The sequence below is a fragment of the Streptomyces sp. NBC_00328 genome (genome assembly GCF_036139655.1).
GTDB lineage: Bacteria > Actinomycetota > Actinomycetes > Streptomycetales > Streptomycetaceae > Streptomyces.
The window spans coordinates 9373038-9391952 of the sequence record NZ_CP108013.1; the positions used below are offsets into that span (position 1 = coordinate 9373038).

General features: G+C 71.1%; 15 protein-coding genes and 1 pseudogene. 7 read left to right on the plus strand and 9 right to left on the minus strand.

The features are described 5' to 3' along the window. Nucleotides 1-227: 227 nt before the first annotated feature. Both OG485_RS41220 and OG485_RS41225 read left to right on the plus strand, forming a co-directional pair. The gene (locus OG485_RS41220) at nt 228-1637 is read left to right on the plus strand and encodes a hypothetical protein (protein ID WP_328673978.1); all 1410 of its coding nucleotides are present in this window, start codon (nt 228-230) and stop codon (nt 1635-1637) included. 103 nt (nt 1638-1740) lie between these two features. Further along, nucleotides 1741-2616, plus strand: a complete 876-nt coding sequence (locus tag OG485_RS41225; protein ID WP_328673979.1) for a PhzF family phenazine biosynthesis protein — start codon at nt 1741-1743, stop codon at nt 2614-2616. A gap of 237 nt (nt 2617-2853) precedes the next feature. On the opposite strand, the gene pntB is transcribed toward OG485_RS41225, so the two are convergent. The 4 genes from pntB to OG485_RS41245 all read right to left on the minus strand — a co-directional run bounded on the left by pntB (nt 2854) and on the right by OG485_RS41245 (nt 8593). After that, nucleotides 2854-4308 (minus strand): Re/Si-specific NAD(P)(+) transhydrogenase subunit beta, encoded by a 1455-nt coding sequence (gene pntB / locus OG485_RS41230; protein WP_328673980.1) that lies wholly within the window; start codon nt 4306-4308, stop codon nt 2854-2856. 6 nt (nt 4309-4314) lie between these two features. After that, a complete protein-coding gene (locus OG485_RS41235) occupies nt 4315-5871 on the minus strand; it encodes a Re/Si-specific NAD(P)(+) transhydrogenase subunit alpha (RefSeq protein ID WP_328673981.1) in 1557 nt (518 codons plus the stop codon). Between the two features lie 335 nt (nt 5872-6206). Next, nucleotides 6207-7898 (minus strand): sensor histidine kinase, encoded by a 1692-nt coding sequence (locus OG485_RS41240; RefSeq protein WP_328674838.1) that lies wholly within the window; start codon nt 7896-7898, stop codon nt 6207-6209. A gap of 32 nt (nt 7899-7930) precedes the next feature. After that, on the minus strand, nt 7931-8593 hold the full coding sequence (locus OG485_RS41245) for a response regulator transcription factor (RefSeq protein ID WP_328673982.1): 663 nt from the start codon (nt 8591-8593) through the stop codon (nt 7931-7933). 146 nt (nt 8594-8739) lie between these two features. Between OG485_RS41245 and OG485_RS41250 the strand changes: the two genes are divergently transcribed. After that, nucleotides 8740-9330: a PepSY domain-containing protein gene (locus OG485_RS41250; protein WP_328673983.1), complete on the plus strand. Its 591-nt coding sequence runs from the start codon at nt 8740-8742 to the stop codon at nt 9328-9330. Nucleotides 9331-9613: 283 nt separating this feature from the next. Further along, nucleotides 9614-10546, plus strand: coding sequence for a hydroxymethylbilane synthase (hemC, locus tag OG485_RS41255; protein WP_328673984.1), 933 nt, complete (start codon nt 9614-9616; stop codon nt 10544-10546). A gap of 118 nt (nt 10547-10664) precedes the next feature. Here hemC and OG485_RS41260 read toward each other — a convergent pair whose 3' ends face one another. Next, on the minus strand, nt 10665-12329 hold the full coding sequence (locus OG485_RS41260) for a beta-1,3-glucanase family protein (protein WP_328673985.1): 1665 nt from the start codon (nt 12327-12329) through the stop codon (nt 10665-10667). 224 nt (nt 12330-12553) lie between these two features. Then, complete coding sequence (locus OG485_RS41265; RefSeq protein ID WP_328673986.1) at nt 12554-13795, minus strand: MFS transporter; 1242 nt, start codon at nt 13793-13795, stop codon at nt 12554-12556. A gap of 99 nt (nt 13796-13894) precedes the next feature. Here OG485_RS41265 and OG485_RS41270 point away from each other — a divergent pair, with 99 nt between their 5' ends. Next, nucleotides 13895-14413: an ArsR/SmtB family transcription factor gene (locus tag OG485_RS41270; RefSeq protein WP_328673987.1), complete on the plus strand. Its 519-nt coding sequence runs from the start codon at nt 13895-13897 to the stop codon at nt 14411-14413. 243 nt (nt 14414-14656) lie between these two features. Here the strand turns inward: OG485_RS41270 and OG485_RS41275 are convergent, their stop codons facing one another. Continuing rightward, on the minus strand, nt 14657-15214 hold the full coding sequence (locus tag OG485_RS41275) for a hypothetical protein (protein ID WP_328673988.1): 558 nt from the start codon (nt 15212-15214) through the stop codon (nt 14657-14659). A gap of 357 nt (nt 15215-15571) precedes the next feature. On the opposite strand from OG485_RS41275, the pseudogene ribB reads away from it, so the two are divergent. Both ribB and OG485_RS41285 read left to right on the plus strand, forming a co-directional pair. Beyond that, nucleotides 15572-16180 (plus strand): annotated as a pseudogene (ribB, locus tag OG485_RS41280) (3,4-dihydroxy-2-butanone-4-phosphate synthase); the annotation flags it as partial. A gap of 5 nt (nt 16181-16185) precedes the next feature. Beyond that, nucleotides 16186-16884, plus strand: a complete 699-nt coding sequence (locus OG485_RS41285) for an HAD family hydrolase (protein ID WP_328673989.1) — start codon at nt 16186-16188, stop codon at nt 16882-16884. Nucleotides 16885-17024: 140 nt separating this feature from the next. Here the strand turns inward: OG485_RS41285 and OG485_RS41290 are convergent, their stop codons facing one another. Both OG485_RS41290 and OG485_RS41295 read right to left on the minus strand, forming a co-directional pair. Then, entirely contained in the window at nt 17025-17792 is a 768-nt protein-coding gene (locus OG485_RS41290) for a hypothetical protein (RefSeq protein ID WP_328673990.1), read from the minus strand. 228 nt (nt 17793-18020) lie between these two features. After that, nucleotides 18021-18725, minus strand: coding sequence for a type 1 glutamine amidotransferase domain-containing protein (locus OG485_RS41295; protein WP_328673991.1), 705 nt, complete (start codon nt 18723-18725; stop codon nt 18021-18023). Between the last annotated feature and the right edge of the window lie 190 nt (nt 18726-18915).

The following is an 18915-nucleotide window of genomic DNA, read 5'->3' on the forward strand; positions in this document are numbered from 1 at the left end:
CCGAGGCGGCCAGGACACCCCGTGACCGGAGCGAGGCGTGAACGTGATCTGGACTCGGCAGTCTGGTGATCATGCACACGTTACGGCGGGACGGTCGCCCCCGCGGGGAGTCGGGCCGGGAAGCGGGCCTCCTCATGCGTGGGCGCAGGGCTGCTGTCGTCCTCCTGCTCATGCTGGCAGCCATGACTACGTGCCTTTCAGGGTGCTCCTCAAACGGGGGAGCCGGCGTGACACTGGTGGCTCCGTCGGTCTTCTACGTCTCACGGGATCAGCAGCGAGCCGCATCCGACGACCTGCGGGTCGTGGAGAAAGCCGGCGGAGCGACGGTCGGACTGAGGATCACCTTCGACGCCGGCGATCTGAAGGATGTCGTCACCGTGAAACGGGCGCTGGACATATGCGTCGTCCACCTGCCCGTCTTCCACTGCGACACCCAGGTGGGTCCGACAGACGGAGGGGGCATCCAGGCCTTCCACCTGAGCCCCGCGAAAGGCGCGAAGGCGGGCGACTCCGGGGTGCTGCGCTATCGCGTGACCGCGCCCGGCCTGAAGCCCGTCACCGGTCACTCCCGCATCGTGGTCGGCAGACCGGAGCTCCGGGTCGCCCTGCACCCCGATCCAGGTCCTGTGGAACCCGGCGAGAGCCTCGCGGTCCGTCTGACCGTACGCAATGTCGGTGACGTGCCCGCCCGCGGAGTGGCGCTGCGCATGGAAGGGCAGGACGGCATCACGCTCGGCGACCGGCACCGCAACTGCCGCTATCGAGGCGCTACTTCGGCGTGGTGCCGGCTCCTCGCCGACGACGTGACCATCGCGCCCGGTCGGTCGTACAGCCTGGACGCTCCCGAACATCTGCGAACCGCGCGGGACGCCACCTATCCGACCGTCGAGTTCGCTGCCGCTGCCATCGGTACCGACTACGTGCCCCCGGCCGAGGTCGCGTCGGGGTACCGGCCGGGCAGCGGGCCTCCACTGCGTTTCGCCCCCGCGTCCGGGACCGACCCCGCTGTGACCGGTAAGGGCGACGACGGCCGCGACGTGCTCCACCTGAGCGTGCACAACCGGAGCGGGCTCGCAGCGATCGGCGACACGGCCCGGGGCCCCGTCGGGGGCCTCACCACGGTGCGGATCGGCGTGCGGAACAACGGCCCCGGTGCGCTGCCGGCCACGGCGGAAGTCGTCTTCACGGTGCCGGAGGGCACCACCGTCATGGCGTCGCCGTACAGCTTCGAGCGCGACGAGGAGGTCATCGACCAGGCCTGCCGTGCCGTAGCCGCCGATGACGCACCACTGGCCGAGGCAGCCGAGAAGCAGCCGAGTGCCCGACGGTACGTGTGCACGGCTCGCGTCGGCTCGGTGGGGGCCACGACGACCTTCCCCTTCACCCTCCGCATCGACAAGGACAGGGCTGGACACAACGGCCACGTCACGGTCTCGGACGGCGACCCGGGACGTCCCAGCCGTGACACCGAGCCGGCTGACGACACGGCGGACGTCGCCGTGTCGGTATGGCCGGGCCCGGCCTGGGCCACCCCCGGCTTCTACCTCGGCGCCGCTGTCGTCGTCCCGCCGCTCGGCCTCGCCATGGCCCTGTACCTGCGGCGCCGAAAGTCCTCCAGGAAGCCGATCACGCAGTGATCATCCGGGGACGGGCAACTTGCCGTCCCTGTATAGAGTTTGGACAGGCCCTGGAACTGACTGGACTCGGAATATCCGGCGGGTGTCCCGCGTTCCGGCGATCATGACGACGAATGCGCCGCGGCCCGATGTACTGCGATACACCGCCTTTTCCGACACCCCGGACGGCGGAAACCCCGCCGGCCTCGTTCTGGACGCCACCGCCCTCGACGACAGCGACATGCTGGCCGTCGCCGCCGAACTCGGATACTCGGAGTCCGCGTTCCTGACCCCGGCCCCGGAGGGACTCGAAGGCCGGGAGGGACGCACCTACAGCGTCCGCTACTTCAGCCCGAAGGCGGAGGTACCGTTCTGCGGGCATGCCACCGTCGCGGCGGCCGTGGCACTGGCCGAGCGAATCGGGCCCGGGGAGCTGGTGTTCTCGACGCGCGCCGGCGTCGTGCCGGTGGAGGTGGCCCAGGAGGGCGGGACGATCCGGGCCACGCTCACCAGCGTGGAGCCGCACATCGAGGAGATCGCCGACGCCGACCTCACGGAGGCGCTCGCCGCGCTGGACTGGCCGGCCGCCGACCTCGACCCGGCTTTCCCGCCCCGCATCGCGTTCGCCGGCGCCCGCCACCTCGTACTCGCGGCGGCGACGCGCGCTCGCCTCGCCGATCTCGCGTACGACTTCGCGCGCCTCGAAGCCCTCATGCACCGCCTGGACCTGACGACCATCCAGCTGGTCTGGCGAGAGACGGACACCGTCTTCCACGTCCGCGACCCCTTCCCCGTCGGCGGTGTCGTCGAGGACCCCGCGACCGGCGCCGCGGCCGCCGCGTTCGGTGCGTACGCCCGTGAGTTCGGCCTCGTCCCCGAGGACACCGTGCTCACCCTGCACCAGGGCGAGGACCTGGGCCGCCCCGGCCGGCTCACCGTGACGCTGCGCGCGGGCGACCCCCGCGTCCGCGTGGGCGGCGCGGGAACGCGCATCAGCTAGGAACGAACCAGGAGTTGGGAGCCGTCCGGCCGATCACACGGCTGCGACCGTAGCTGCCCGTCAGCCGGACACGTCCCGGACGGCGGCGTGCGAAAACCCCGGTGTCCGTGCACGACGGACCCGGCTGCCTGAGGTGGCAGCCGGGTCCATGGCCGCGCGGGGCCGTGCCCGGAACCGGGCGCAGTCGGTGACGCGGCCGTGCGTGACGTGGAGGCGGGGCGCCGGGGCGCCGGGGCCTCAGCGGGCGAGAGCGGCTTCGCTCGACGCCTGGGCGCGGGGGTCGGAGGGGAGAGCGCGAAGGATCTCCTCGACGCTCTGCTTGGCATCACCGAAGAGCATGCTGCTGTTCTCGCGGAAGAACAGCGGGTTCTGCACGCCCGCGTAGCCGGACGCCATGGAGCGCTTGAAGACGACGACCTGCTCCGCCTCCCACACCCGCAGGACCGGCATACCCGCGATCGGGCTGGTGGGGTCCTCCTCCGCGGCCGGATTGACGGTGTCGTTGGCGCCGATGACCAGGACGACGGAAGTGTCGGCGAGGTCGTCGTTGATCTCGTCCATCTCCAGGACGATGTCGTACGGCACCTTGGCCTCGGCCAGCAGCACGTTCATGTGTCCGGGCAGACGGCCGGCCACGGGGTGGACGCCGAAGCGGACCTCCACGCCGCGCTCGCGCAGCTGACGCGTGAGCTCGGCGACTGGGTGCTGCGCCTGGGCCACGGCCATGCCGTAGCCGGGGGTGATGACGACGGACCGGGCCTGGGTCAGAAGCTCGGCCACCTCCCGGGCCTGGATCTCGCGGTGCTCACCCTGTTCCTCGTCCCCGCCGGTGGGAGCCTCGATGCCGAAGCCGCCCGCGATGACCGAGATGAAGGACCGGTTCATGGCCTTGCACATGATGTATGACAGGTAGGCGCCCGAGGATCCGACCAGCGCGCCCGTGACGATCAGCAGGTTGTTGTCGAGCAGGAATCCCGCCGCCGCCGCGGCCCAGCCGGAGTAGCTGTTGAGCATCGAGACGACGACGGGCATGTCGCCGCCGCCGATCGAGGCCACGAGATGCCAGCCGAGGACGAGCGCGAGCACGGTCACGGCGATCATCAGACCGAGGCCGGGGCTGATCGTGAACCAGACCGTCAGCGCCACGAACGCCACCAGCGCCGCGACGTTGAGCGCGTTCTTGCCCGGCAGGACCAGCGGACGGGACTTCGCGCGCCCCGACAGCTTGAGGAAGGCGACGATCGAGCCGGTGAAGGTGACCGCGCCGATGAAGATGCCGATGAACACCTCGGCGTGGTGGATCTCCAGCAGATCGGCCGTGACGTGCCTCTGCGCGGCGCCGTGCGCCTCGACCTCCAGGTAACTGTTCCACCCGACCAGCACCGCGGCGAGGCCGACGAAGCTGTGCAGCACGGCGATGAGTTCGGGCATCTCGGTCATCTCGACCTGCCGCGCCCGCCAGATGCCGATCGCCGCGCCGAGCACCATCGCGACGACGATCAGCGTGACCGCGCCCGCGCTGATGCTCTGTGCCGCGAGCACGACGGTGGCGACCAGGGCGAGGGCCATGCCGGCGATGCCGTACACGACGCCGGCACGGGAGGTGCGGTGCTGGGACAGTCCCGCCAGGCTGAGGATGAACAGCAGGGCGGCGACCAGGTCCGCAGCGTGGGACGCTGTAGTGGTAGTCATGGCGGCTCAGCCCTTCGAGAACATGGACAGCATGCGGCGGGTGACGGCGAAGCCGCCGAAGATGTTGACGCTCGTCAGCAGGATCGCCACGAACGAGAGCGTCGTGACGACCGCGCTCTCGTGCCCGATCTGGAGCAGCGCTCCGATCACCACGATCCCGGAGATCGCGTTGGTGACGGACATCAGCGGCGTGTGCAAAGCGTGGTGCACCTTGCCGATCACGTAGTAGCCGATCACCACCGCCAGCGTGAAGACCGTGAAGTTCGCGGCGAGTTGGGCGGGGGCGAAGGCGACGAGGGCGAACATCGCCAGCATGCCGGCGCCGAACAGGGCGAACCGGGCCGCCGGGGTGAGCCGCGGCTCCTTCGGCTGTGCGGCAGCCGCCGCGGGGGCGGGCTGGGGGGCGGCCGGGGCCGAGACGGCGACGGGCGGCGGCGGCCAGGTGACCTCACCCTCGCGCACCACGGTCACCGCCCGCTGGACCACGTCGTCGAAGTCGATGACCAGCCGGCCGTCCTTGCCGGGCGTCAGCAGCTTGATCAGGTTCACCAGGTTGGTGCCGAACAACTGCGAGGCCTGGGTGGGCAGCCGGGACGCCAGATCGGTGTAGCCGATGATGGTCACGTCGTTGTCGGTGACCACGGTGCGGCCGGCGACGGTTCCCGCCACGTTGCCGCCCTGGGAGGCGGCCATGTCGACGATGACGCTGCCGGGCTTCATCGCCGCCACGTCCTCCGCCGTGAGCAGGCGCGGGGCGGGGCGGCCAGGGATCAGCGCGGTCGTGACGACGATGTCCACGTCCTTCGCCTGCCCGTGGTACAGCTCGGCCGCGGCGCGGTCGTAGTCGGCGGAGGTCGCCTTGGCGTAGCCGTCGGTGCTCGCCTCCTGCGCGACGTTCACCGCGAGGTACTCGCCGCCCAACGACTTCACCTGGTCGGCCACTTCCGGCCGTGGATCGGTCGCCCGGACGATCGCGCCGAGGCTGGAGGCGGCGCCGATGGCGGCCAGACCGGCCACACCGGCGCCGGCCACCAGCACCTTCGCCGGCGGGACCTTGCCCGCGGCCGTCACCTGGCCGGTGAAGAAGCGCCCGAACACGTGCGCCGCCTCGATCACGGCCCGGTAGCCGGCGATGTTGGCCATGGAACTGAGCACGTCCATGGACTGCGCCCGCGAGATCCGCGGTACCGCGTCCAGGGCCAGCACGGTGATGGGACGGCTCGCGAGCTCCGCGAGCAGGTCCGCCCGCTGGGCCGGACTGATCAGACCGATCAGGGTCGAGCCGTCGGGCACGCGCGCGATCTCGCCCGTCGAAGGGGAGTTGACCTTGAGCACGACGTCCGTCTGCCAGGCGTCGCCGATCCGTGCGCCCGCGTCACCGTAGGCGTCGTCCGTGAAGCCCGACGCCGTCCCGGCGTCCGACTCGACGACGACCTCGTAGCCCAGTCCCACCAACTGGCGCACTGTGGCGGGCGTCGCCGCGACACGGGTCTCCCCGGAAGTGGACTCGGCCACGACTCCGATGCGCTGGGGCGGGTGGTGGGCCGATTCTTCTGCGGGCATGGTGATGTCTCCCTCAGGGGGCGCAGATGTGCTGGCACGAATGTGTGATCAGGGGGAGTCCACGCCCCTTGGACGCAGGAACTTACATGGTGGAGCAGGCTGTTCGGCACAGCGCGCAGCCGTGACTTGTTTCACGCGAGGTCTGTTGCCGACAACACGTGGAGGGCGTCGTGGTACGGCGTTCCGGACATGTTCCCCACCTTTTCGACGGGTCAGGGACGGGCGCGGTCCGTCTCCTGATCGCGCTGCGGCCGTTCCGGCGTGGGCGGCGGAACCCCGGCATGTGGGCCGACCGAGGCCGGGCTCCGCCGCGCACGGTGGCGGTCAGACGCCGGTCAGATGCCGGTCATGTCCGGACTCCTGAGCCCGCTTTGGCGTCGCAGGTGCGTGAGGGGGACGGGCGTCGCGGGCAGGCTCAGTTCGAACAGCGCGCCTCCGGACGGCGCCTCGCCCGCGGTGAGTGTGCCCCCGTGACGGCGCGCCACGTCGCGCGCGATGGCCAGGCCCAGACCGGCGCCGCCTTCGTCGCGGGCGCGCGCGTCGTCCAGCCGTACGAACCGCTCGAAGATCCGCTCACGTTCGGCGGCCGGCACACCGCTGCCGTCGTCCGCGACGGTGAGCACGATCCGGTCGCCCCGTCTCTTCACCCGCACGACGACCCCGTCCTGCGCGTGCCGCTGGGCGTTGTCCAGGAGGTTGCCGATCACGCGGGCCAACTGACCACGCGAGCCAGTCACGTGGAGTTCGTCGTCGGCGTGGAAGGACACCGGCGTGCGGTCGGACGGACGGTGCCCCGCCTCCTCGCGGACGAGCTCACCGAGATCGACCGGTGCCTGCCCCGGCCGCTCCCCGGCGTCGAGCCGGGCGAGCAGTAGCAGATCGGCCGCGAGGTGCTGCAACCGCTCGGTGTCCTTGACCGCGCTGGGCACGTCCAGCAACTGTGGGTACGCGGAGCCGACTTCGAGCTGGGTGCGCAGCGAGGCGATGGGGCTGCGCAGTTCGTGGGAGGCGTCGGCGACGAAGCGGCGCTGCCGGTCGACGGCGGCCTCCAGCGCGGTGAGTGTCTCGTTGGTGGTGCGGGCCAGCCGGGCCACCTCGTCGTGCGAGGGGGGCTCCGGTACGCGTCGGGACAGGTCCTCGGAGGCGGTGATCGCCGCCATCTCCCGCCGGATGCCCTCCACGGGCGCGAGGGCACGCCGTGTCACCAGCCAGGTCACACCGCCGACGACGAGCAGGATCAGCGGCAGTCCCGCCAGCATCGCCACCGCGGCGCTGCGGACGGCGCTCTCGCGGGCCGACAACGAGGCGCCCGCGTGGACCAGCACCGTGCGGCCGCCGAGATCCGTGGCCTTGATGGTGGCGAACCGGTACGGGGCACCGCGCCCGTCGACCACCGCGTGCCCGGAGCCCTCCTGGACGGTGTCGCCGATGGTGCCGATGGCCGGGTCGTTCGCCTGGGGCGTCGGGCCCCCGACGGCACCGTGGTCGTCCGAGCCGTGGCTGCCCGATCCACTGTCGTCGGATCCACCGTCGTCGGAGCCGTGGCCGCCCGATCCGCTGTCGTCCGCGCCGTCGTCGTCGCCGCGGTCCCTGTCCCGGCCGCGGCCGCCGCCATGGTCGTCGGCCGCTTCGGTGCCGAGCTGGGTGGCGGGGGCCGGGGCGGGCGTCGGGGTCGCGGACGGAGACAAGGACGGGGACGGGGAGGGAGTGGCGGGGGAGGCGGCGGCCCGCGGCACGCGAACGGCTGTGACGCCGGTGCCGCTGATGCTCTCCAGCCCGTCGCCGACGGCCAGCAGATGACCGTTCTCGTCCGTCACCTGAACCGGGATTCCCTCCCGCGCGCCCTCCGGCAGCGGCAGCCGGGCGTCACCCCCGCGCCAGGTGGCGACCCCGAGGGCGATCCTGCGGGCCGTGTCGTTGGCCTCGCCCTGTGCCTGCTCGGTGAGGTTCATGCGCAGGGACATCAGCACCGCGATCCCGGCGGCCACCAGCGCGACCGCCACCACGGCCGTGGCCCACAGGACCATCGTGGCCTTCACGGAACCGAACAGCCGCCGCTTCACGAGGCTGCCATCCGGTAGCCGGCGCCGCGTACGGTCTGGATCGCGTCGGTGCCGAGTTTGCGGCGCAGCGTGCTGACGTACACCTCGACGATGTTCGGGTCGCCGTCGTAGGCGAAGTCCCAGACGTGCTCCAGGATCTCGGGCTTGCCGACCACCTGCCCGGCCCGTGTCGCGAGTTGTTCCAGCACGGCGAACTCCTTGGCGGTGAGCGTCACTTCCGTCTCGTCCCGGCACACGCGGCGAGTGGCGGTGTCGACGACGAGCCCCCCGACCCGCAGGACGGGCGAGGCGCCGGCGGTGCCGCTGCGGCGCAGCAGCGCCTTCACCCGCGCCACCAGCACGACGTACGAGAACGGTTTCGTGAGGTAGTCGTCGGCGCCGGTGTCCAGGCCCTCGGCCTCGTCGTACTCGCCGTCCTTGGCCGTGAGCATCAGGATCGGCATGTTGTGGCCCGCCGCGCGCAGGGCCGCGCAGACGCGATAGCCGTTGAGGCCCGGCAGCATGATGTCGAGCAGCACCAGGTCGTGAACGCCTTCCGAGGCCAGGTGGAGTCCCTCGGTCCCGTCATGGACGACGTCCACGGCGAAGCCCTCGGCCCGCAGGCCCTTGGCCAACGAGACGGCGAGCCGCATCTCGTCCTCCACGATCAACAGGCGCATGTGCCCAGCCTCCCAAACAGAACCTGAAGGGATCTTCAGGTGGCTTCAGGTGCCCTTCAGCTTTCCCCAGGCACATTGGCGACATCCAACAGGCATGACACAGATACGACACAGGCCGGGTGGTTCTCCGGCCGGGGAGGTTCGCCATGAAGCGCACCGCTTCCATCGCCACCGTCTTCGTGGCCGCCGTGCTCATCGGCGGCGGTGGGTACTCGGCGCTCGCGACGGGAGGCACCGACCGGCACGGTGGCGGTCCCGAGTACCGGCCGTCCGCCACGGCGTCGCCGGCGCCCGCATCGTCCCCGTCGTCGGCCTCCCTGACGGCCGCCCAGGTGGCTGCCGCCGCGCGGAAGGCGTACCCGGGTACCGTCGTCGAGGTCGAACTCGACGGGGACCACCCGGGTCTCTGGGAGGTGCACATCGTCGGCGCCGACGGCGTCCGCCGCGAAGTGCGCGTCGACAGCCGCACGGGCGCCGTCACCCTGGACCGTCGCGGCGGCGACGACGGCCCGGGTGACGACCACGGCGTGCACACCGGCGGAGACGACCGCGTCGGCCATGACGCGGGGGACGACCGCGGTCGCGGAACCGGCGGACAGGACGACGCTCCTGGTGACGACCACGGTGTCCACGCCACCGGCGACGACCACCTGAACGTGGGGGACGACCACGCCGGTGACGACGGTGGACGTGGCCGCGGCCGGCATCGTGGCGGCCACGGCGGCGACGACCACTGACGGAAGGCCGGGCGCCCCGCACGGCGCGGACCCCTCCAGATCGCGGACCCCTCCAGATTGGGGAGTGGGCGGGTGCCCAAGACAAGGCTGCCGGGGATCGGAGGAGTTGGACAGGCTGGCATCCGCTCATCGCTGTCCGGTGGCACGTTCCGCGGTACGACGCCGCGGCGCCGCACCGAGCTGAGGCGGCTGTCCGCGCGCCCCCAACGTCCTTGGTACGCCGTCGGTGTGGACCTCCGGATTGACGGGAGGAGTCCGGCTCCGACGCACTATTGTGTACGACATGTCCGCTCCTGAGCTGATCCGCATCGTCTCCCGTGACTCGCCCATGGCCCTGGCCCAGGTGGAGCGCGTCCGCGCCGAGCTCGGCGTGCTTCATCCTGAACTCCGCACGGTGGTGATCCCGGTCAAGACGACCGGCGACAAATGGATGGGAGATCTCTCCCAGGTCGAGGGCAAGGGGGCGTTCACCAAGGAGGTCGACGCCGCTCTCGTCGCCGGGGAGGCGGACCTCGCGGTGCACTGCGTCAAGGACGTGCCCGCGGACAGGCCGCTGCCCGCCGGGACGACCTTCGCGGCGTTCCTCAAGCGTGACGACATCCGTGACGCCCTCGTCCATCCCGGCGGTCTGCTCCTCGACGAGCTCCCCGCGGGGACCCGGATCGGAACGTCCTCGGTGCGCAGGGTCGCTCAACTCGCCGCCTCCCACCCGCATCTGGAATGCGTTCCGTTTCGCGGCAACGCCAACCGCCGCCTGGACAAGCTCGCCGCGGGCGAGGTCGACGCACTGCTGCTGGCGGCCTCTGGACTGGAGCGCATCGGCCGGCCGGACATGATCACCGAGGTGCTGTCGACCGAGACGATGTGCCCGCCGATCGGGGCCGGCGTCCTGGCTCTTCAGTGCCGTGAGGCGGATATTTCCACGATCGGCATCGTCAGCGGACTGAACGATCCCGGCACTTATCGGGAGACCACGGCGGAGCGGATGTTCCTGCACGTCCTCCAAGGCCACTGCAACAGCCCGATCGCCGGATACGCGAAGGCGTCCCGGGGCGATCTGTCGCTGCGGGCCTGCGTGTTCAGCCCGGACGGAAAGACCGTCCTGAACGCCCACGAATGGGCCGGGCGGCTCAGCCCGTCGGACCTCGGTGCTTCCGTCGCGCTGGCTCTGCTGCGACAGGGCGCCCGTGAACTGATCGACGGCATCGCCCACTGACGCCGGGGCCCGGGCCGCGAGCGAGGTCGGTCCATGCGGCGCGGGAACGGGGCGACAACACGGCGAGACGACGGTGCGACCGCCCTTGTGGGGCGGTCGCACCGCTGAAACGTGCGGGTCAGCTGGTGAAGGTGAACCAGTTGATGTTGGTGAAGTCGGAACTGCTGCCGGAGAAGACCAGGTACACGTCGTGGACTCCGGTGGCGGAGGCGACGATGTTCGCGGGAACGGTCTGCCAGTTCTGCCAGCCGCCGTTGTTGGCGAAGTTGATCTCGGCGATCTTCGTGCCGCCGGTGCTGTCGAGCCGTACCTGGACGGCACCGCTGACGCCGGCGGCGGCGCCGGATGCCAGCCGGGCCTTGAACTGGTTCGGGGAGGCCGAACCGAAGTCGACGGACGAGAACTTGAGCCAGTCGCCGTTCGCGATGTAGCCCACGTCGCTGCCGCCGCCGGAGTCGGAGCAGGCCTCGGTGGTGGTCCCGCTCTGCGCCGAGTAGGACTCGGCCTGGATGGTGCTGTAGGCGCTGACGTTGCCCGAGCCGCCCCCCGATCCTCCCCCGGAGCCCCCGGCGCCCAGGGTGATGCTCCACGAGGTGGGCGCCCCGTCCTGGATGTGTCCGTCGACGGGGGCCGAGCCGGTGGGGCCGACGTCGTCGTAGGGGAAGGCGTAGCCGATGCTGGCGTACTTGTGGACCAGCCGTGCGTAGTGGTTGGTGATCGCGTCCGTGTAGTACTGGGCGGGCGTCACGCCGTCGGGGTTGTTGTTTCCGCCCGTGACCAGCAGTGAGCTGCGGTTGAGTGCGGCGGAGAGGCGGGCGGCGATCGCCCCGCGGGCGTCCCCGCCGGAGTTGTAGAGGGGACCGGACGCGCAGCCGAAGATGTCGGTGGCGCTCGGCTTGGTGAAGGGCACGCCGTTGGTGTTGAGACCGGAGAAGACGATGGCGTTGCCGGAGACCTTGCCGGTGTAGGAACCGATGCTGCCCTGGCCGTTGATGGTCAGCGGGTTGGAGGTGTAGTGGCTCCAGACCCGGTTGAGGTAGTCGTCCCAGTAGCCGCCGAAGTCCACCGGCGAGTGCGCCGGCGCCATGACACGCAGCACACCACCGGAGGAGTCGGTGGCCACCAGCCTGTCCCAGGGGGCTCCGTCGGCGGCGTGCTGGGCCTGCAGACCCGAGGCGATGGAGGCGAGGGCGCCGGAGGGCAGCGGGCTGACCGACTGGTTGCCCCCGCTGCCGGTGCTGGACATCGAGATCGGCAGCGCCACCATGTCCACGTAGGAGATGTTCGCGTAGAGGTTGGCGCTGTTGAAGGTGAACTCGCAGAACGTCCAGTTGGTCGACCAGTTGGGGTCGGCACTGACCAGGGCGGGCTGCACCACGCCGGGCACGGCGCCCGGGTTGACGAAGAACTGGAGCTTCTTCCCGACCGAGAAGTAGACGCGGCCGCTGATGATGTAGTTGGTCAGGTTGACGGTGGTGGCGGCCGAGCCGGAGGCGCCCAGCGGGATGGAGTAGTCGGCGATGGGGGTCACCGCGGACGACGGGTTGGGCAGCCGGTTCAGGGCGCCGCTCGCCGAGACGAAGACCGGCCAGCCGCTGCTGTCGGTGCCGGATATGTAGGCGTAGACGGTGTCGTGGCCGGAGTTGTTCGCCAGTTTCACGGGGAGTGAGACTCCTGCCGCCGCCGCAGTGGACGTCAACGGCGAGACCGGTGAGAACGGGCTGAGCGCGGCTGTGCCGGTGACGGCAGCGGCTCCGGTCAGGAAGGAACGTCGGGAAACCACGGGGGCCCTCCCGGGAGGGGGTGATGGTCCGTCAACAAAGTGACGGTTGGGGGGAGTTGAATACTGTGGGGTTCTGTGCGGGGGTGACGTTATTGGACTGGACCAATACAGTCAAGGTTGCGGAACCGTTACGTCCAAGTAACGGCATTCGCACCCCCACCAGGAATCTCCGCACCTGATCTCCGCACCTGAGGGCCACGCGGTCCGGGCGCCGCCGCGCGGTGTCACCCTTCCTGGACTTCGGGCATGGCCCGGGTGCCGGCTGATGCCGTGGCCCGATCTGCGCGGCCTTTCACCGTGAGCACGGATGCCGCGGCCAGGCCGGACATGCCGGCGGCGAGGAGCTGCACCCGGTAGTCGAAGACGGCCACCATGCCCGAGCCCAGGAGCAGGGCGAGCCCGGTGGGCGCGTACATCACGGTGTTGGCCGTCGCCGCGACCCTGCCGAGCAACTCGGACGGGGTGTACTTCTGGACGGCTGTCAGTGCCGCGATGAGCGGGCAGGGCATGCCCAGGCCGATGAGCAGACTGCCGCAGAGCGTGACGGGCAGCCAGGGAGTCGCCCGCGCCAGCACGCCGAGCGCGAAGAGGGCGAGTCCGGCGGCCGAGAAGGTGCGTTCAGGAATCCGGCGCATCAGCGCACCGGCCGCCAGCCCGCTGACCACCGAGCCGAGCCCCTGGAGCGAGGTGAGCACGCCCGCGAAGGCCGGGGACCGGTGGAGCCCGGCATCGAGCATCGCGTACGTGGCCGTGCTGCTGACGCCGGCCAGCATCATGGTCGTGCCGCTGGTGATGACCAGCGAACGCAGTGCCGGGTGCCGCCGCAGGTAGCGGGCGCCTTCGGCGGTCCCGGCGGTCCACGCCCGCCCGGTGCGCGGTGCGGGCGAGGCTTCCCGTACCCGGATCAGCCCGAAGGCGGCCGCGGCCAGGACGAAGCTGGCCGCGTCCAGCAGTGCCACGGTCCGGCCGCCGAACGAGGTGAACAGGCTCGCGCCGGCCAGCGGAGCGAGCAGCTTCATGCCCTCGAGGGCGGTGAGCACCAGGCCGTTGAAGTCCCCGCGCAGTTCGTCCGGCACGGCGGCCGCCACCAGGGCGGTCTCGGCCGCGTCAGTGAGCACCATGCCCGCTCCGACCAGGGTCGGCACGGCGAACAGCAGCCAGACCTGTTCCTGTGAACGCACGAAGAGCGGCGCGGTCATGACGGCGGCCAGGGCCAGGTTGGTCGTGACCAGGAGCGGACGTCGGCGCACCCGGTCCGCCACGGTGCCGAGCACGGGTCCCGCGAAGGTCGGCGGCCACATGCAGAAGCCGACGAGCGCGGCGAGGCTGCTGGAACCGGTGAGCGTCTTGACCCAGATTCCGGCGGCCAGCGCCATGGCCGAGTTGCCGAAACCGGAGACGATCACTCCGCCCAGATAGAGACGCGCGTTGCGGTCCCGGAAGACCTTCGGCGTGTTCCAGCTCATTCCCTCGCCCTTCAGTGCGTCAGGCCGCACAACCTACCCCCAATCATTTGCTTGGTGGTAAGGGTTCACGGGCGCCAGGCATGCGCTTTACTGGCCCGCGTGACCGAAACCGATCCCGTGCTGCGCGCGCTCGCCCACCCCTTGCGGCTGCGGATGCTCAGCCTCATGTGGCCGGGGCCGATGTCGGCCGCCGAGCTCGCCCGCGAGTTGGACATCTCTCACGCGCTGGCCAGCCAGCACCTGCGGCGCCTGGACGCGGTGGGTCTGGTCGAGCTGGCGGAGGAACGCACCCGCCGCGGCGGCAGGGAGCGCCGCTACCGCACCGTCCAGGGCACGCCACTCTCCGACCAGCACGAGGGAACCCCGATGCTGGCCGAGACCATGGCGCACACCCTTCGGGAACGTGCCCGGCGACGTGCGGAGGGAGGTGAGGGCGTCACCGTGGACGCCGAGCTGTGGGTGGATCCCCAAACCTGGCAGAACGTCCGGCAGCGACTCGCCGAGCTCGCCACCGAGCTCCACGAAGCGGCCCGGCCGCCGCACACGCCGGGCACTGTCCCGCTGGGCGTGAGCGTGATGGCCTTCCCGTTGCGGGACGGGACGCGTCCGGACGGATGAACCGCCCGGGCGGGGCCGGTGGGGCGCCCGTCCTCGGTGTGTCTCGTTACCTGTGCCGTCCGGGGCCGCTCGGGGGTCCGGGGCTGTCGCCGGGCGCCGGCGGACCGGTTTCGCCTCGGGCGACGCGGATCATGACAGTTTCGCCGGGCGGCGGGTACGAGCGGCGCCGGGACCCTGGTCCGGGCGCGCTCGTACTCGTCCTTCTTCAGGCCCGGTTCGGCCGGCCCGGCGTGTGATTCCGGGTCAGCAGCCGGTGTCCTTGGGGGTGAAGTCCATACGCGCGTGCTCGTCCGTGCCGATGGCCGCGTCGTAGGTCGTTCTGCTGACCTGGTACCAGACGTCGTCCTTGTTCCTGTCGCCGCTCACGTCGTCCAGGCTGACACACCACTGTTCCCGCCGGACGACACGCGTGTAGGTCTCGGTTCCGCTGCGGACCTGCTTGCAGCTCTTGGAGTGCTCGGTCGAATACCAGGTGCGGGTACGCCGCTTGGCGCCCGAGCCGGTGCTCGTCGTGTGCTTGACCCGCCGGGTGGCCGTGGTGCACTTCTTCGTCGTGTGCGGCCGCTTGCCCCGGGTGGTCAGGGCCGCGCGGTGGCGGACCTCGTCACGGAGGCCGAAGACGCTCGCGTCGGCCGGGGCGGCCGTGTCCGGCCGGCGCTCCCCGGCGGCGTTCCCGCTGTCCTGGCCGACGCCGGCCGAGTGGTCCGATCCCTCGTCGTGGACGTCAGTCCCGTTGCCGCACGCACCCAGCCCGGCTATCAGAACAGCCGTCACCGCGGCCGTGGCAAGTCGCTTGAACATGTTTTCCCTCGTGATCGACGGGCCGCAGCGTAACTGATCACCGGCCGAAGCCGAACGGGAGGGATCAAGAGCGGGCTCGCGAGAGACATCCGCTCCTGCCCGGTGTACGAGAACACCCGCAGCCATCGTCCGTGCGCCAGGGTGTGCCCCGGCGGTCAAAGGGGGCGTGCGGATGGCTCTCAACCCTTACCAGCAGGGGCCGTTCATCTGCCGACTCACCTGTTGGAGTGCCGCTTCTCAAGCCGGACCACCGGCCGGCCGATGCCAACGCCGGAAGATCAAGATCGAGAAGGGCTGGACAGAGTGACATCAGTTGGGAAGTGACGGACGCTTGACCCCCTCGCCGTCGCCGTCGCCGTCGGCGAACTGCGGGCCGGGCGCCCGGTCGTCGTGGTCGACGACGAGGACCGGGAGAACGAGGGCGACCTGGTCATGGCAGCCCAGTTCGCCACCGCGGAGACCATGGGCTTCTTCGTCCGCTTCACCAGCGGGCTGATCTGCGTCCCGAGGACGGGCGAGATCGCCGACCGGCTCCGGTTGCCGCTCATGGTGGAGCCCGCCCCGGGCACGGATCCGATCAGCACGACCGCCTACACCGTCTCCGCGGACGCGGCGGGCACCGGGTCGGGGATCTCGGCCGCCGACCGGGCGGCGACGGCGCGGACGCTGGCCGACGCCTCGACCCTGCCCGGACAACTGGTCCGCCCCGGGCACATGTTCCCGCTACGGGCCCGGCCCGGCGGGGTCGCCGAACGGCGCGGCCACACCGAGGCCACCGTGGACCTGCTGCGCCTGGCCGGGCTGGCACCGGTCGGCGTACTCAGCGAGGTCTGCGAGGACGACGGCTCCCTCGCACGTTTCGAACGGCTGCGTGCTTTCGCCGACCGGCACGGGCTGGCACTCGTCTCCATCGAGCAGCTCTCCCAGCATCTGCGTGATGCGGACCCCGCTCCGGCCGCGGTGTGAACGGCGTGCTGAGCGCGACGGTCTTCGATCTCGACGACACCCTCATCGACACCGGCGACGCCTGGGAACGTGTCTGCGCCGATTTCACCGCCCGCCACGGTCACCGCTGGCGGCCGCGGGACGGCACCGCACTGCACGGCAACGGCCACTGGGCGTCCTACGTCGCCGGACTGTGCGGCGGCCCGGTGGACACCGCCGAGGTCGTCGAGGCATGCACGGACGTGATGGCCGACGCCTGCGCGGCCGGCCGCATCCAGGCCCTGCCCGGAGCCGTGGAGCTGTTCCGCGAGGCCGTCCGGCACGGGCCCGTCGGGGTGGCCACCGCCAGCCCGCGCCGCTTCGTCCTGGCCGCACTCGAACACCTCGGACTCGCCCGGGACGTGAGCGCCGTGGTGTGCGGCGAGGACGTCGCCCGGGCCAAACCCGCCCCCGACCCCTACCTGCGCGCGGCGGCCGCCATCGGCGTCCCGCCGTCGTGCTGCCTGGCCGTCGAGGACTCCCCGAACGGCATCCGCTCCGCGACCGCCGCCGGTATGCCCGTCCTCGCCATTCCGCGCGACCGCATGGAACTCCCCGGGGACATCGCCCATTTGCCCCTGGCCCAGGCCCCCGACGCGGCACACGCCGTGCCGCTGCTGACCCGACTGCTCGCCCGCCGGCCCGAACCGGCCGTCCCGGGGCGGCCGGTCGGCGCAGCCGGATGATTCCGGACTGCGCGACGGCCCCGTCGCCCACCGCGATCCGAATCCGGCTTCACGAGAGCACAGGCGGCGGGCGGGAGGTCCTTCGACTCCCGTAGGCGTCGACGGGCCTCGCCGCGGACGCTGTCCGCGGCGAGGCCCGGTCAGCCGGCTTCCCGGGAGTTCATGGACGGGCGCCGGCCGGACGCACTGATGGACACCCGGAAGCGTGTGTCCGGGCTCTGGCCGGCCAGAGCCCGGGTGACGGCGGTACGGCAGCGGCGGGTGAACCGGGGCCAGGGACGGGCCAGCTCCTGGGGCCAGATCGCCGAGACGGCGGCCAGCACGGCCCACAGCGGCATCCATGCCATGGTCCACCAGCCAGGGTCCCGATCGGGCAGCCCGGGGACGGCGCAGCGCATGATCATCGCATGCATGGACATGCCGAACGCCGTGACGAAGGCAGCGGTCAGGGCAGAGAAGCGGTAGGAGCCGAACCTGCTGCGCAGGGGCGCACGACGGGTCTGGAGAACCTTCCGGAAACGAGGGTCGGTGAGCAGTACGTCCACCGTGGCCCCCTTGTGGAGGTGCACGAGTCTCATGAGCGCGGCGAGGACCGGATCCTTCTGACCGCGGAACCGCCTGTGCGGCACGGTGATCCGACCGTCGCGGTCGATCTCGGCGTCCCCGGCCAGGATCAGCAGGCTCGCGGCCACCTCTGCCGCGTACCCTTCCTGCTGGGGTGGTGCGCCCTTCCACGAGGCGCCGAGCCACCATGCCGCTTGTATCGGCTCCACATCCGCTGCCCGGATGCCACGCAGGAACTTCCGCTCATGCCGTGTACGTCGCCACCATGCCGCGTACAGCCAGGCGTGGACCGCGCCGAAACCGAGCAGCCAGCCGCCGGCGATCCACGCCGTCGCGCCGCTCATGACAGTGCCTCCGCTGCCCCGCTCGTCGGACATGACACCTGACGATCCCCCTCGCGGTCCGCTGCTCCACTGCGAACGACCGCCAACAGCCTCCCATGGAAGGGAACTTGGTGGGGCTTCCGCCCATCGGGCCATCTGGTTCCGGGAACCGCCGACGAGGCACGGCGAGCGCCGCGGAGGCGTGTCACGCCTCCGCGGCTGTCAGCCCGGGCCGAGCCCGGGCACGACTCAGCGGCCGGCCAGGGCCTTCAGGGTGGCCTCGGCCGTACCGGTGCTGGACTGGGGGTTCTGGCCGGTGATCAGCTTGCCGTCCACGACGACCTTGTTGCTCCACGGCGCCCCGGTCTCGACCGTGGCACCACGCTCGCGCAGCACGCTCTCCAGGTAGAAGGGGGTGTTGTCGCCGAGGCCTCCCTGGCGCTCCTCCTCGTCGGCGAAGGAGGTGAGGGCGCGGCCCGCGTACGTGAAGCCGCCGTCCGGCGTGGTGGCGCTGAGCAGGGCGGCGACGCCGTGGCACAGGGCGGCGACGATCGTGCCCTGGGCGTCGGCCTCGTTGAGGAGCCGACCGAGATCGGTGTCGTGAGCGAGGTCCGCCATCGGCGCGTGACCGCCGGGAATGTAGAGCGCGTCGTAGTCGCTCAGGCGTACGTCGGCCAGCTTCAGCGGGCTGGAGAGCTGGTCGGCGATGGTGTCGAGGTAGGCGCGGAACTCCTGGGCGTCGGCCTCGGACACACCGCCGCGGGAGTCGAGGCTGAGGGCGTCGACCGTCGGGCGGACAGCCCCGGGGGTGGCGATGTCCACCTGTGCTCCGGCGGCGCGCAGCACCTTGTGGGAGGCGGCGACCTCTTCGGCCCAGAAGCCCGTCGGATGGGTGGATCCGTCGGCCAGGACCAAGCTGTCGGCGGCTGAGACGATCATGAGGATCTTCGACATCGGAATACCTGCTCTTATCTGTGGGGCGACTCTGGAGGCGGTACCTGGACCCTGCGGACCGCAGTACCGCGGTGCTCAGGACAACCCCAGCATTCATCACGGAAATGCCCTGCCGCCTCCGCCGCGCCATAAGAAGAGTTATGGACCATGGGTGGCCCGTTTCCCGCGGATGTGCCGTAAGGCGTCGCAC

Coding starts and splice junctions, on each gene's coding strand:
- OG485_RS41295 (WP_328673991.1), bottom strand. CDS start 18,725: ATGTCGAAGATCCTCATGATCGTCTCAGCCGCCGACAGCTTGGTCCTG.
- OG485_RS41250 (WP_328673983.1), top strand. CDS start 8,740: ATGAAGCGCACCGCTTCCATCGCCACCGTCTTCGTGGCCGCCGTGCTC.
- OG485_RS41265 (WP_328673986.1), bottom strand. CDS start 13,795: ATGAGCTGGAACACGCCGAAGGTCTTCCGGGACCGCAACGCGCGTCTC.
- OG485_RS41275 (WP_328673988.1), bottom strand. CDS start 15,214: ATGTTCAAGCGACTTGCCACGGCCGCGGTGACGGCTGTTCTGATAGCC.
- OG485_RS41225 (WP_328673979.1), top strand. CDS start 1,741: ATGACGACGAATGCGCCGCGGCCCGATGTACTGCGATACACCGCCTTT.
- OG485_RS41240 (WP_328674838.1), bottom strand. CDS start 7,898: ATGGTCCTGTGGGCCACGGCCGTGGTGGCGGTCGCGCTGGTGGCCGCC.
- pntB (WP_328673980.1), bottom strand. CDS start 4,308: ATGACTACCACTACAGCGTCCCACGCTGCGGACCTGGTCGCCGCCCTG.
- OG485_RS41290 (WP_328673990.1), bottom strand. CDS start 17,792: ATGAGCGGCGCGACGGCGTGGATCGCCGGCGGCTGGCTGCTCGGTTTC.
- OG485_RS41235 (WP_328673981.1), bottom strand. CDS start 5,871: ATGCCCGCAGAAGAATCGGCCCACCACCCGCCCCAGCGCATCGGAGTC.
- hemC (WP_328673984.1), top strand. CDS start 9,614: ATGTCCGCTCCTGAGCTGATCCGCATCGTCTCCCGTGACTCGCCCATG.
- OG485_RS41245 (WP_328673982.1), bottom strand. CDS start 8,593: ATGCGCCTGTTGATCGTGGAGGACGAGATGCGGCTCGCCGTCTCGTTG.